Origin of the sequence: Nocardioides palaemonis (assembly GCF_018275325.1) — a bacterium.
GTDB lineage: Bacteria > Actinomycetota > Actinomycetes > Propionibacteriales > Nocardioidaceae > Nocardioides > Nocardioides palaemonis.
This window is the reverse complement of record NZ_JAGVQR010000003.1, coordinates 277659-290795: the sequence shown is the minus strand read 5'-3', so window position 1 is coordinate 290795 and position 13137 is coordinate 277659. Positions and strand designations below refer to the sequence as shown.

The following is a 13137-nucleotide window of genomic DNA, read 5'->3' as shown; positions in this document are numbered from 1 at the left end:
GTCAGAGCTCGGCACCCGTCGTTCCCGCAGCGACCTGCGACGTCACGGTGAAGCGGACGCGGAAGCGCCCGTCCTCGGACCCGGCCGCAGCGTCCTGCGCCATCGTGTCCAGCACCTGCCAGGCGAAGCTCTCGGTGTCGAGCGGGGGGTCGTCCATCGCCTCGGCCTCGAGGGTGACGGTGAGCGAGCCGGCGCCGAAGTAGAACCGCGCCACCAGGTCGGTGCCGGGATCGGCCTCGGGGATGACCAGGGCGCTCGCCTCACCGATCGCGATCCGCAGGTCCTCGATGTCGTCGATGGTGAAGTCCAGCCGCGCGGCCAGGCCCGCGGCCGTCGTGCGCACGACCGAGGCGTACGCGCCCTCAGCAGGGAGCCGGAGCTCGACGTCGGCGCGGCCCCCGTGGTGATCTGCCATCTGCGTCAACGTCTCCGTCCTCCGAAGGCTCGTGTGCTTGCCACACACTAACCGGCGCCCGCGTCCTGCGGCTCCGGGTCAGCGCAACCAGGGGCACACCTGGTCGCGCACCCGCAGCGCGTGCCGGTGGTGCGGGTCTCGCAGCAGCGGGGCGGTCCGCGACGGCGACGCCGGTGGCGCGGGCGGCCGCGTGCCGTCGGGGTCGAGGTCGACCACCACGCCGTACGCGCCGTCGCCGTCGTCGTGCAGGGTCACCGGGCCGAGCCGGCGGAGCATGGCGAGCGACGCCGGGTTGTCCTTGAGCACCTCGGTCTCGATGCGGGTCACCCCGGCCGGGCGGTGGCGCACGAGGACGTCGAGGAGCGTGGTCGCGACGCCTCGGCCCTGCCACGCGTCGGTCACCGTCACGGCGAGGTCGGCGGCGTCGGTCACGTCGGCGTAGCGCACGATCCGCGCCAGCGCGACCGGGTCGAAGGTGTCCGGCGCGGTCTCGACGCACAGCACGAGCGCCACGTGGTCGACGCCGTCCACGTCGTCGACCAGGTGCTCCAGCATGGTCGGCGAGAGGTGGCGCACGGGTGCGAGGAACCGGCTGCGCCGCGTCTCGGGCGAGAGCTCGTCGAACGCGGCGCTCAGCTGCTCGCGGTCGCGGGGGAGGAGGGGCACGACGACGGCCCCGGTGCCGTCGGGCAGCGCGACCTCCTCGATCACGGCGTCCTCCTCGGGGTACGACGACGCCCCGGCCGCGGGGGCCGGGGCGTCAACGGCAGCGTGACGGAGACGGGGTCAGCTCAGACCGGAGCGGCAAGCCGCTGAGAAGAAGGCCGGAGCGGCAAGCCGCGGGAAGAAGGCCAGAACGGCCCCCGCTCCGCGGTGTCCGTTCAGGCCTTCTTCGTCTCCCAGAAGATCTCCGCGATCTCGTCGATCTTCGCGAGCAGCTCGTCGGCCTTGGCCGCGTCGAGCTCGCCCTTGGTGCCGGAGGCGCCCGCGAGCTTGGTGGCCTCGTTGACCAGCGTGTGCAGCTGCGGGTACTTCTCGAAGTGCGGGGGCTTGAAGTAGTCGGTCCAGAGCACCCACAGGTGGTGCTTGACCAGCTCGGAGCGCTGCTCCTTGATCACGATCGCGCGGGTGCGGAAGTCCGGGTCGTCGTTGTCGGCGACCTTGGCGATGATCGCCTTGATGGACTCGGCCTCGATGCGTGCCTGGGCGGGGTCGTAGACGCCGCAGGGCAGGTCGCAGTGGGCGGAGACCTCGACGGTCGGGGCAAGCAGGTGGCGAAGCATCGGGTTCCTCTCGGTCAGACAGGGGACTGCATCTGGCTGCGACACTACTCCGCGTGGAGCGGCGTCGGCAGCGGGGTCTCGCCCGCCAGGGTGGAGGTCGGGGTGATGGCCCGGGTGGTGGTCCGCGCGCGCCCTTCGGGACCGCGGTCGTGCGGGGCCGCTCGATGCTCCCCGCGCTGCGCGAGGGCGACCGGCTGCTCGTGCGCTACGCCGCTCGGGTGCGGCCCGGGGACCTCGTCGTCGCCCGGTTCGTCGACGGCACCCTGGCGGTGAAGCGGGCCGTCGAGCCACGGGCGCTGCGCGACGGCACGGCCGGGTGGTGGCTGCTCAGCGACAACCCCGACGAGGGCGTCGACTCCCGCCACCGCGGACCGGTCGCGACCCACGACGTGCTGGGCGTCGTACGCCTGCGGCTGTGGCCTTCACCACGCGTGGGACGGCGGCTCCGGAGGCCCTGAGCTGTGCCAGTATCGCCGGCATGGCAACGCACCCGCACGCTGGCGACCCGGTCTTCGACCTGCACCTCGGCGGCAAGATGGAGATCCTCTCCACGGCCGCGCTGGCCGGCCCGGAGGAGCTCTCCCTCGCCTACACGCCGGGCGTGGCGCGGGTGTGCGAGGCGATCGCCGCCGACCCGTCGATGACGCAGCACTACACGTGGGTGCCCAACACGGTCGCGGTCGTCACCGACGGCACCGCCGTCCTCGGCCTCGGTGACATCGGCCCCGCCGCCGCGATGCCGGTGATGGAGGGCAAGGCGGTGCTGTTCAAGCAGTTCGGCGGCGTCGACGCGGTGCCGATCTGCCTCGACACCACGGACACCGAGGAGATCATCGAGACCGTCGCCCGGCTGGCGCCGAGCTTCGGCGGGATCAACCTCGAGGACATCTCGGCGCCCCGCTGCTTCGAGATCGAGGCCCGGCTCAAGGAGCGCCTCGACATCCCGGTCTTCCACGACGACCAGCACGGCACCGCCGTCGTCGCCCTCGCGGCGCTCACCAACGCACTGCGCCTCACCGGCCGCGACCCGTCGACGGTGCGCGTGGTCGTGCAGGGCGCGGGCGCCGCGGGCGTCGCGGTCGCCCGGATCCTCCTCGAGGCCGGCATCCGCGACATCGCCGTGCTCGACCGGCAGGGCGTGCTCAACTCCGAGCGCGCGGACCTCACCGAGGTCAAGGCGGCGCTCGCCCGCGACACGGCCGACCGGCACGGCCGACGCGGCAGCCTCGCCGACGTGATGGCCGGGGCCGACGTCTACATCGGCGTCTCCGGCGGGCAGGTGCCCGAGGAGATCGTCGCCTCCATGGCGCCCGACGCGATCATCTTCGGCCTCGCCAACCCGACGCCCGAGGTGCACCCCGACCTCGCCCACAAGTACGCCCGCGTGGTGGCGACCGGCCGCTCGGACTTCCCGAACCAGATCAACAACGTGCTGGCCTTCCCCGGCATCTTCCGCGGCGCCTTCGACGTGCACGCCACGGCGATCACCGAGGGGATGAAGGTCGCCGCCGCCACGGCGCTCGCCGAGCTCGTCGGCGACGACCTGCGCGAGGACCTCGTCATCCCCTCGCCGTTCGACCCGCGGGTGCCCGGAGCGGTGCGCGAGGCGGTCGCGGCCGCTGCCCGGGCCGACGGTGTCGCCCGGCGCTGAGGCACCGCCCGCCGCGGTCACGGTGCCGGCGCCAGGACCACCGTCCAGCTGAGGCCGTTCGACGCGGCGTCCGTGGTGGCCGTGCGCCCGCCGACCCCGCCGGCCGGCACCCCGGAGCTGCTGTCGACGAGCAGCGCCGTGATGCGTCCGCCGCCCGCCCCGATGGCCTCCTCGCGGACGGTGGCGCCCGCGGGTGCCGTCCAGTCCGTGGTCGAGGAGGACTTGTCCGACCACGACTCGAGGACCCACGCACCGGCGGCGGCGGTGAGGGCGGGGCTGGTGTGCTGCGTGGTCCCGCGGTCGGTCGTGGAGCCGACGGCCGCCACCGGCGAGGACGGGTCGACGCCGGAGTAGGCCGACACGGTGAGGGCGAACTTCACGAGCGCGCTCGCCGGGGTGGTCACGGCGCGGCCGGCGTCGGCCGCGGTCGCGGTGCGGGTCCACACGGTGCTCGTCATCCCGCGCTGCTGCTCGCCCGCGACCCGCGTCCAGCCGGCCGGGTCGGAGACGGTCACGCCGTCGACGAAGGTGCCGACCAGGACCAGCTGGTCGCCGGCCACGACGCTGCCCGGCACGGTGACGCGGGGCGACGTGAGGTTGCCGGTCGCCGAGGCCGACGCACGGAAGGCGATGTCCGAGACCGCCGGCGGCGGGTCCGCTGCAACGGTCACCTGCCGGGTGGTCGCGTCGCTCGCGCCGGAGCCGTCGGTCACCTCGAGCCGGATGGTGTAGGTCCCGTCACCGGCGTAGGAGTGGCTCGCGAGGGGGCCCGTCGCCGTGCCGCCGTCCCCGAACGTCCAGGCGTAGGACGCCAGGTCGCCCTCCGGGTCGCTCGAGGTGCTGCCGTCCACCGTGCACGTCAGCTCGTCGCAGGTGGCGGTGAAGCGCGCGGTCGGCGCCTCGTTGACCGGCGGCGGCGCGGTGGAGCCGGGGCCGACGAACACCGCGCGCGCCCGCCAGTCGACGGTGTCGTCCACGAGCACGGCCTGACCGTGCGGCCCGTCCTCGAACGGGACGGCCAGCAGGTCGCCGGACGAGCGGCTGACGACGTACATCGTGTCGCCGTCGACGAACAGCCCGCCGGTGTCACTCCAGCTGCGGTCGCCGCCCGCGGTGAACGTCTCGCTCCCGACGATGCCGCTGTCAGCGTTGAACCAGCGCCAGCGCAGGGTGGCGTCGCCGGTGCGGGTGTAGTAGATGCGGTCGCCGGCGTAGGTCAGGCCGGTGAGGCTGCCGAGCTGGCCGTAGAAGTCGGGCACCCGACCGCGGTAGGTGTTGCCGGACCCGGTGTCGACGTTGCTCCAGCGCGGGTCGTTGTAGGGGTCGACGCGCTGGTCCGGGCCGGTGGCGTCCTCGGTGAAGGTGCGGCGGTGGAGGTAGCCGTCGGTCTGGGCGGTGAAGAGCGTGTCGCCGACGACGAAGGCGCCGCGGATGCTCGTCCAGTCGACGCCGCGCGTGTCGGTCGCGACCGGCGCGCCGGCGGTCGTGCCGTCGAACGGCACGGCGGTGAGGGAGCTGCCGGCCTGCGTCGGCGGCGGCAGGTCGCGGCGCACCACCTCGATGGCGTTGACGAGCGGGTTCTCCACGACGTGGGAGAAGTCGAGGTCGACGTTGCCGTCGCTGGTGAGGTCGAAGGACCGCATCGTGCCGCGCTGGTCGCCTGCCGCCGCCACGAGGTCGAGGTCGTCGAGCACGACCTGGCCCTCGAGGCTGACGTCGAAGGCACGCTGGCCGGCGGCGCTCGTGCAGGTGCAGCGGTTGGCGAGGAACAGGCGGACCTGGATCGGGAGGCCGGCCTGCACCGGTAGGTCCCACGACATCTGCGGGTCGTCGTTGGGTGACCAGCGCTCGGTGTCGAAGACCTGGCGCGGTGTGCTCGCCGGGACGGTGGCGTCGACACTCGGGACCGGGTCGTACGCCGCGGCGTTGCTGTTGGCGTTGCGCAGCGGGCTGGTGGCCTGGTCGTCCGCGGCCCAGGCCGGGCCGCCGTCGATCGCGGGCAGGGTCGGCCCGCCGGCGTTGACCCGGTGGAGCACGTTGCCCTGGTCGACGGTCTCCCGACCCCCGAGCAGGACGTCGCCGGGCAGGCCGGGCGTGGTCTCCGGGTGTGGCGCGACGCCGCCGGCCAGCGGGAAGAACGCGAGCCGCTCGCGGCGCCACTGCCGGTTGCCGATCCAGACGGTGTTGCTGCCGACCCAGAGGCCGTCCGGCGTGGCGTGGATGGCGTAGGCCGCCTCGCCGCGCGGGTTGCGGCCGGGGTTCCACGAGAGGGGGACGCCGGAGTCGGGGTCGTGGGCCGACAGGCCGGCGCGCGGCACCGCTCCTTGGCCGTTGCTGTCCTGGCCCTGGTGGTTGTTCATCCAGCGCTGGTGGCCACCGACGTAGACGGCGTTCTCGGTGACCTCGACGCCCCACAGGGTGTCGCCGCCCGCAGCGGAGGCCCAGGTGGGCTGGACGTCGTCGCCGGTGGCGTCGAACTCGAAGCGGGCGATGTTGTCGCACAGGGTGCCGGGGTTGCCGCCCCCGGTGGTCGCGACGACGAAGAACGAGCCGTCGGGGGAGACCGACAGGCCGCGCATGTAGCTGTCGAAGACGCCGTTGTAGCAGTAGGGCTCGTAGCGGCGGGTGCGCCAGTCGGGGTCGACCCGCGCGGTGGTGCCGCTCAGGTCGATCAGCACCGCCTGGTCGCGGGGGAGGCCGTCGGCCTGCTTGAAGTTGCCGATCACGGCGAGCGCGGTGCCGTCGCCGTTGGGTTCCATGTCGCGCACGCCGACCGCGCCCTGTGCGCCGCTGCCGCTGTCGTTGTGGTGGCCGCTGACGTCGACACCCATCATCGCGTCGAGCGCGCCGGTGCGCGGGTCGAGCGCGGCCAGTCCGCGGTGCTGCTGGCCGCCGGCGGTGGTGAAGGTGCCACCGACGAGCAGCCGGCCGCGGGCGAGGGCCATCGTCTCGATCCGGCCGTTGGTCGCAGGCGGGGTGAAGCCGGCGACCACCTGCCCGGTGGCGACGTCCAGCAACGTGACGTGGCTCTGCGCGACGTTGTTGACCCGGGTGAAGCGACCGGCGACGTAGACGGTGCCGGGATCGGGACCGGGGAGGACGTCCTCGACGGTGCCGTTGAGGACCGGGGCGAACCCGCCGACGAGCTGGCCGCTCGTCGCCCCGAACGCGACGATGCCGCTCGCAGCACGCGTGGCGCCGCCGGACGGCGTCACCTGGGTGAAGGTGCCGCCGACGACCATCGTGGAGCCGACCTGCGCGATGCCGAGCACCTCGCCGTTCGGGAAGCCGGGGGTGCCCGCGGCGGGGACCTGGCTGGGCATCACGTCGTGGCCGGGTGGAGCCGCCGTCGCGGGCGCCGGGCCGGTGGCCACCAGCCCCGCGAGGAGGAGGCCGGTCAGTGCGGTCAGGACGGTGGTGGACCTGGTCATCGTTCCCCCGGTGGTCGGTGTCCACCACAGGCCTACGTGGGGTCGTGCGGCGACCTCAACCCCGGCTCGGAGTGTTTGCCCAATAGTGGGGACGGTCGGCGTGCCTAGGATCTCGTCATGGCTGGAGACTGGTTGGCCGACGCGGTCGTCTACGAGATCTACCCGCAGTCCTTCGCGGACTCCGACGGCGACGGGGTCGGCGACCTGCGCGGGGTGATCGACCACCTCGACCACGTCGCCTCCCTCGGCGTCGACACGATCTGGTTCAACCCGTGCTTCGACTCGCCCTTCGTCGACGCGGGCTACGACGTGGCCGACTACCTCCGCGTCGCCCCGCGCTACGGCACCAACGACGACCTCGTCGAGCTCGTCGACGCGGCGCGCGAGCGCGGGATCCGGGTCCTGCTGGACCTCGTCGCCGGCCACACCTCGATCGAGCACCCGTGGTTCCAGGCCGAGCTGCACGCCGACGGCCCGAGCCCGGAGGGCGACCGGTACGTCTGGTGCGAGGAGCTGCCGGCGTGGGCCTGGGGCTCCGACATCCCCGGCACGCCGGCGTGGGTGCGCTCGCCGGGGCCGCGGCCGGGCTGGTACCTCAAGAACTTCTACGACGAGCAGCCCGCGCTCAACTTCGGCTGGACCGAGACGCCGGCCGACGAGCCGTGGCGCGACGGCGTCGACGACCCCGGACCGCGGCGCAATAAGGAGGCGCTGCGCGAGATCCTGGACTTCTGGCTGAGCCGGGGCGTGGCCGGCTTCCGCGTCGACATGGCGTTCTCGCTCGTGAAGGACGCCAGCGGGAAGAACGCCGGAGCCGTGGCCGCAGCCCAGGTGTGGCGCGACCTCCAGGAGTGGCTGGCCACCACGCACCCGGAGGCGGTGCTGGTCCCGGAGGGTTCGGAGCCGAGGACGGGCGGCGCGTCGGGCTTCGACGCCGACTTCATGCTCGTCATCTTCGCCGAGCACGCGAGCCTGTTCGACAACGGCGGCGCCGGCGTGCTGCCGTTCCAGCCGCCGGGCGAGCCGTTCTTCCACGCCGACGGTCGCGGCTCGACGCGGACCTTCCTCGACGGATGGGCCGCGGTGAAGGCCGACGACCCGGCGCGGCCGGTGCTGCTGGCGACCGCCGACCACGACTTCAGCCGGCTGCGCACCGACCCGCGCACACCCGAGGAGCTCGGCGCGGCGCTGACCTTCCTGCTGACCTGGGGCTCGGTGCCGTCGATCTACTACGGCGACGAGATCGGCATGCGCTACCTCCCGGGGATGCCGGACAAGGAGGGCTCGATCTGCAACCCGGGCTACAACCGGTCGGGCTGCCGCACCCCGATGCAGTGGGACGACTCGCCCAACGCCGGGTTCTCGACCGCCGCGCCGGACGACCTCTATCTGCCGATCGACCCCGACCCGGACCGGCCGACCGTCGCCGCCCAGGAGCGGGACCCCGGGTCGACGCTGCACCTCGTACGCCGGCTGGTGGCGCTGCGGCGGTCGACGCCGGCGCTCGGCGGCCGCGCACCGACGACCGTCCTGCACCAGGGGTACCCGTTCACGTGGCGCCGCGGCGACTCGCACGTCGTTGTGGTCAACCCGCGCCGGGAGCCGGCGTCGGTGGACCTGCCCGGGCTCGACGGTGCCACGGTGCTGCTGGGGCAGGGCGTGGAGGTCTCGTCGTCGGGGCTGAGGGTCGAGGGGTTCGGCTACGGGGTGCTCGAGCTCTGAGCCCTCACTCGAACAGCGGCCGCAGGTGGTCGTTGAGGAACACGCCCTGCGGGTCGAGCTCGCGGCGGATCGCGATGAAGTCCTCGGCCCGCGGGTAGAGGTCGAGCAGCCGCTCGCGGGTGAGGAAGTGGAGCTTGCCCCAGTGGACGCGCGCGTCGAAGTCGGCGAGGAGCGCGTCGACCGAGCGGAGGTAGGCCCAGTAGTCGGTGCCGGGAGTGCCGGACACGGAGATGACGACGGTGGGTGTCTGGTACTGCGAGGACAGGTACGCCTCGTCCGGCCCGACGGTGCGGACCTCGAGCGGGTAGATCGAATCAGGCAGGCTGCGCAGCATCAGCTCGCGCATCGCCCGCAACGCCTCCGGTGCGCGGTCGAGGGCGACGAAGTACTCCAGCTCGTGGAAGTTGGGGTCGTAGACCATCGGGTAGATCCGGTAGCACCGGTCGACGCGGTGGCCGACGGTGTCGTCGTCGGCGACGTCGGGACCGACCTCGTCGTAGACCTTGACGTAGCACTGGTCCTGCAGCCGCGCGCCGTGGCCGTCGAGGTTGTAGAGCGCGCCCGACTCCTCGGTGGGCAGCCAGAACATCCCGAAGTGCCGGTGGTCGGCGACCAGCTGGTCCCAGTGGTCGAGGACGTCGTCCCACGCGCGGAGGCCGACGTCCTCGCGCAGCCGGTAGGCCTCGGTGACCTCGAGCTCGAGCTGGGTCACGACGCCGAGCATGCCGACCGACACCTGCGCGGCGTGCAGCAGGTGGGGCTGGTCCTCGCCGATCTCGCGCACCTCACCGGACGCGGTCACGAGGCGTACGCCGCGCACCGCCCCGGACAGGCTGGTGTGGCGTACGCCCGACCCGTGCGTGCCGGTGGCGACGGCGCCCGCGATCTGCTGGGTGTCGATGTCGCCCTGGTTGCGCAGCGCGAGCCCGGCCTCCCACAGCGGCTCGTAGAAGTCGTGGATCCGGGTGGCGGGGAGCGCGGTCGCACGCCTGGCCGCGCCGTCCGTGCCGACGACGCCGCGCAGCGCGTTCATGTCGAGCAGCAGCCCGTCGGACTGCACGACGGGGGTGAACGAGTGGCCGGCGCCGGCGACCCGGACGTGGTGTCCTCGCCTGGCCGCGCTGCTGACCAGTCGGACGACCTCCTCCTCGTCGCGCGGCGCGGCGGTCGCGGCGGGGGAGAAGCTCTGGTTGCCCACCCAGTTCGTCCACGTCATGGGCCTCAGCGTGACCAGCGCGTGCGGTGGCGTCAACGGGTGATCTCGCCGGTCGTCTTGATGCGGTGGTGGCGGCGGGGGCCGCAGTTGTGGGTGCCGGTCTGGCCCGGTGGGGCGCCTCGATCGCGTGCTGCCCGTTCGGCCACACGTGTCCGACCTTTCGCCCTGTGCCTGGCAGCTCGAGGGCGAGATCTCGGACACGTGTACGGCGCCGCCGCACCGGCTCCGCACGTGCGGCGGTTCTCGCCCTTGAGGGTGCCGATGCAGGACCACGTCCGCCGCACGTGCGCTGAAGGGTCTGCACTCGCCATGAGACAGTGCCAGCGTGACCGGACGCGCACATCCCGGGGTCGACGCCTACATCGAGCCGCTGCCCGACTGGCAGCGGTCGATCTGCGAGGAGCTGCGGGAGATCGTCTGGGCCGTCGACCCCGACATCGAGGAGACGATCAAACGGACGGTGCAGCCGTACTTCGTGCTCGAGGGCAACGTCTGCGCGCTGCTGGCGACCAAGGACCACGTCAACCTGTTCCTCTACGACCCCACCGTCAGCGACCCCATGGGGGTCATCAACCAGGGCCACGGCAACGCGACGGGCCGCGCGATCCAGGTCTACGAGCACGACGAGATCGACCGCGACGCGGTGAGCGCGATCCTGGCCGAGATCGTCGACCACAACCGTCGCGGCGGGTGGCGCCGGCTCGCGAAGCAGTAGCGAGGGGCGGGCAGCCCTACGCCAGCGGGTCCGCCGGCAGGTCCTCCGGCCTGACCTCCTCCGGCGGCACGAACTGGAACGCGCTGCCCATGAACGTGTGCACGAACCCGCAACGCACGCAGATGACGCCGGTGGCGGAGGCGTTCAGCCAGTCGAGGTCGAAGAAGGTCATGCCCGTGGTCGTCATCTTCACCTCCCGTCGGTCGAAGAGCAGGCCCTCGCAGACGTGGCAGGACAGGAAGCGCTGGGCGGGACGGATGAAGACGTGCACGGGCAGAGGCTAGGGCACTCGCTAGGGTCGGAGGCATGTTCGCCGTCTACGCCGAGTCCTTCTCCTCCGACGACCCGCTGAGCGGCCTGGTGGTGGGGGAGCGCCCCGACCCCGAGGTGCCGGACGGCTGGGCGACGGTGACCGTGAAGGCGGCCAGCCTCAACCACCACGACCTCTGGTCCCTGCGCGGCGTCGGTCTGCGCGAGGAGTCGCTGCCGATGATCCTCGGCTGCGACGCGGCCGGGCTCGACGAGGACGGCAACGAGGTCGTCGTCCACGCCGTCATCGGCGACCCGTCGTGGGGCGGCGACGAGACCTACGACCCGAAGCGCTCGCTGCTGTCGGAGAAGCACCAGGGCACCTTCGCCGAGAAGGTCGTCGTGCCCCGGCGCAACCTCGTGCCGAAGCCCGCGTCCCTGTCGTTCGAGGAGGCGGCCTGCCTCCCGACCGCGTGGCTCACGGCCTACCGGATGCTCTTCACCCAGGGCCGGCTCACGCCGGGCGAGACCGTGCTGGTGCAGGGCGCCGGCGGCGGTGTCGCCACCGCGTTGATCGTCCTCGGGCGCGCCGCCGGCCTCCGGGTGCTGGCCACCAGTCGCGACGAGGGCAAGCGGGCGCGTGCGGTCGAGCTCGGCGCGCACGAGGCGTACGAGTCGGGCGCCCGGCTGCCGGTCAAGGTCGACGCGGTGATGGAGACCGTCGGCCGTGCGACGTGGAGCCACTCGATCCGCTCGCTGCGCCCGGGTGGCCGGATCGTCATCAGCGGCACCACGTCGGGCCCGAAGCTCGACGACGCCGAGCTGACCCGCATCTTCTTCCTCCAGCTCTCCGTCATCGGCTCCACGATGGGCACCCGCCACGAGCTCGACGGCCTGGTGAAGTTCCTCGACGCCACCGGCACCCGCCCGCTGGTCGACCGGACCCTGCCGATGGAGCAGGCCCACGACGGCTTCGCCGCGATGGCCGAGGGCGACGTCTTCGGCAAGATCGTGTTCACCCGGTGAAGCACGTCCTGACCGGCGCCGGGTCGGGCATCGGCCACGCCCTCGCCCGCCGGCTCACCGACCGCGGCGACGAGCTCGTGCTGCTCGCCCGCAGCCAGGCGCGCGGCGCCGAGCTGGGGCGTACGTTCCCGCAGGCGCAGGTCCTCGTCGCCGACCTGACCGACCCCGGCACCCTCAACGGGCTCGGCCGGCTGGTCGACGGGGGAGTCGACACGCTGCTGCACGTCGCCGGCGTCGTGGACCTCGGCCCGGTCTCCTCGCTGCGCCTCGCGCAGTGGGAGGAGCAGCTCACCGTCAACCTCACCGCGCCCGCGGTGCTGACCCGCGAGCTGCTCCCGCACCTGCGTGCGGCCCGCGGCACCGTCGTGTTCGTGAACTCCTCGGCCGGCCTCACCGCCAACGCCGAGTGGTCGGCGTACGCCGCGTCCAAGTTCGGCCTGCGCGCCCTCGCCGACGCGTTGCGTGCCGAGGAGCACGAGCACGGCGTGCGGGTGAGCACCGTCTACCCGAGCCGCACCGCCACCCCGATGCAGGAGAGGGTCCACGAGCAGGAGGGCCGCGACTACGACGCCTCGCAGTGGATCAGCGCCGACACCCTCGTCGAGACGATCGTCCACGTGATCGACCTGCCGGCCGACGCGACGATCCCGGACGTCACCGTCCGCCCGGGGACCTGAGGTTCAGCGCGAGCGCCAGTTGAGCGCACCGACCAGCAGCATCCGCAGCTGGGTGCGCGCGTCGGCGAGGATCCGCTCCTCGGCGTCCGGGTCCTCCACCAGCCGCTCGGCCATCGTCACCACGAACGACACGATCAGGTCCGAGAGCAGCGTGATGTCCTCGCCGGAGTACTGCTCGGCCGCGCCGCTGCGCGCGACGTCGGTGGCGAGCTCGCGGGTGATCACCTCGATCTCGCGGGCGATCGCCTCCCTCACCCGCGGCGGTCCGGCGGTGCGCTCGCGCGCGATGAAGGCGTAGTGCGGCCGGTTCTCGCGGACGTGCGCGGCCACGATCGGGAGCGAGCCGTCGATGAAGTCGCGGTACTCCGGGGCGTGGCGCCAGACGTCGAGCAGCATCAGCCTCAGCGAGCGGAAGCTCTCGTCGACGAGCGCCAGGCCGAGCAGCTCCAGCGACCCGAAGTGGCGGTAGAACGCGGTCGGCACCACCCCGACCTGCTTGGCGACCTGGCGCAGCGAGATCGCCGCGAGGTTGGAGTCGGCGGCCAGCGCGAGCGCCGCGTCGAGGATCGCGCGACGCGTGCGCTCCTTGCGCTCGGCGCGGGACTCCGGCTCCTCGGGCTCCGCCGCCCCCTGCTCAGCCATGGCCGCGATCGTAGGCCACCGCGCGTGCGGCGGATCACGGACGACACCGGTTGACGAGGTCCGACCCGACGGCCATATTTGAGTGAACACACGTTCACCGAAGAACGGAG

13 protein-coding genes are annotated in these 13137 nt (G+C 72.9%); 6 read left to right on the top strand and 7 right to left on the bottom strand.

Going from position 1 to position 13137, the window contains the following annotated elements:
* Position 1: 1 nt before the first annotated feature.
* The 3 genes from KDN32_RS13705 to sodN form a co-directional block, all read right to left on the bottom strand.
* Positions 2-415: an ATP-binding protein gene (locus tag KDN32_RS13705; protein ID WP_211732808.1), complete on the bottom strand. Its 414-nt coding sequence runs from the start codon at positions 413-415 to the stop codon at positions 2-4.
* A 78-nt stretch (positions 416-493) separates the two neighbouring features.
* On the bottom strand, positions 494-1126 hold the full coding sequence (locus KDN32_RS13700; protein ID WP_211732807.1) for a GNAT family N-acetyltransferase: 633 nt from the start codon (positions 1124-1126) through the stop codon (positions 494-496).
* A 170-nt stretch (positions 1127-1296) separates the two neighbouring features.
* Positions 1297-1698 (bottom strand): superoxide dismutase, Ni, encoded by a 402-nt coding sequence (sodN, locus tag KDN32_RS13695; protein WP_211732806.1) that lies wholly within the window; start codon positions 1696-1698, stop codon positions 1297-1299.
* 149 nt (positions 1699-1847) lie between these two features.
* Here sodN and KDN32_RS13690 point away from each other — a divergent pair, with 149 nt between their 5' ends.
* Positions 1848-2156, top strand: a complete 309-nt coding sequence (locus KDN32_RS13690; protein ID WP_307854083.1) for a S24/S26 family peptidase — start codon at positions 1848-1850, stop codon at positions 2154-2156.
* Positions 2157-2176: 20 nt separating this feature from the next.
* The gene (locus KDN32_RS13685) at positions 2177-3349 is read left to right on the top strand and encodes an NAD(P)-dependent malic enzyme (protein WP_211732805.1); all 1173 of its coding nucleotides are present in this window, start codon (positions 2177-2179) and stop codon (positions 3347-3349) included.
* Positions 3350-3366: 17 nt separating this feature from the next.
* On the opposite strand, the gene KDN32_RS13680 is transcribed toward KDN32_RS13685, so the two are convergent.
* Entirely contained in the window at positions 3367-6780 is a 3414-nt protein-coding gene (locus tag KDN32_RS13680) for a PKD domain-containing protein (protein WP_211732804.1), read from the bottom strand.
* 117 nt (positions 6781-6897) lie between these two features.
* Between KDN32_RS13680 and KDN32_RS23365 the strand changes: the two genes are divergently transcribed.
* Positions 6898-8502, top strand: coding sequence for an alpha-amylase family glycosyl hydrolase (locus tag KDN32_RS23365; RefSeq protein ID WP_211732803.1), 1605 nt, complete (start codon positions 6898-6900; stop codon positions 8500-8502).
* A gap of 4 nt (positions 8503-8506) precedes the next feature.
* On the opposite strand, the gene KDN32_RS13670 is transcribed toward KDN32_RS23365, so the two are convergent.
* Positions 8507-9718, bottom strand: a complete 1212-nt coding sequence (locus KDN32_RS13670) for a D-arabinono-1,4-lactone oxidase (protein WP_211732802.1) — start codon at positions 9716-9718, stop codon at positions 8507-8509.
* A gap of 325 nt (positions 9719-10043) precedes the next feature.
* Here KDN32_RS13670 and KDN32_RS13665 point away from each other — a divergent pair, with 325 nt between their 5' ends.
* Entirely contained in the window at positions 10044-10433 is a 390-nt protein-coding gene (locus tag KDN32_RS13665) for a DUF1801 domain-containing protein (RefSeq protein WP_211732801.1), read from the top strand.
* Positions 10434-10449: 16 nt separating this feature from the next.
* On the opposite strand, the gene KDN32_RS13660 is transcribed toward KDN32_RS13665, so the two are convergent.
* The gene (locus KDN32_RS13660) at positions 10450-10704 is read right to left on the bottom strand and encodes a hypothetical protein (protein WP_211732800.1); all 255 of its coding nucleotides are present in this window, start codon (positions 10702-10704) and stop codon (positions 10450-10452) included.
* Between the two features lie 35 nt (positions 10705-10739).
* Here KDN32_RS13660 and KDN32_RS13655 point away from each other — a divergent pair, with 35 nt between their 5' ends.
* Together KDN32_RS13655 and KDN32_RS13650 are read left to right on the top strand one after the other, a co-directional pair.
* Positions 10740-11708 (top strand): zinc-binding dehydrogenase, encoded by a 969-nt coding sequence (locus KDN32_RS13655; RefSeq protein ID WP_211732799.1) that lies wholly within the window; start codon positions 10740-10742, stop codon positions 11706-11708.
* The gene (locus KDN32_RS13650; protein ID WP_211732798.1) at positions 11705-12385 is read left to right on the top strand and encodes an SDR family oxidoreductase; all 681 of its coding nucleotides are present in this window, start codon (positions 11705-11707) and stop codon (positions 12383-12385) included. The genes KDN32_RS13655 and KDN32_RS13650 overlap by 4 nt, the downstream gene beginning before the upstream one ends.
* A 3-nt stretch (positions 12386-12388) precedes the next feature.
* Here KDN32_RS13650 and KDN32_RS13645 read toward each other — a convergent pair whose 3' ends face one another.
* Positions 12389-13027, bottom strand: coding sequence for a TetR family transcriptional regulator (locus KDN32_RS13645; protein WP_211732797.1), 639 nt, complete (start codon positions 13025-13027; stop codon positions 12389-12391).
* Between the last annotated feature and the right edge of the window lie 110 nt (positions 13028-13137).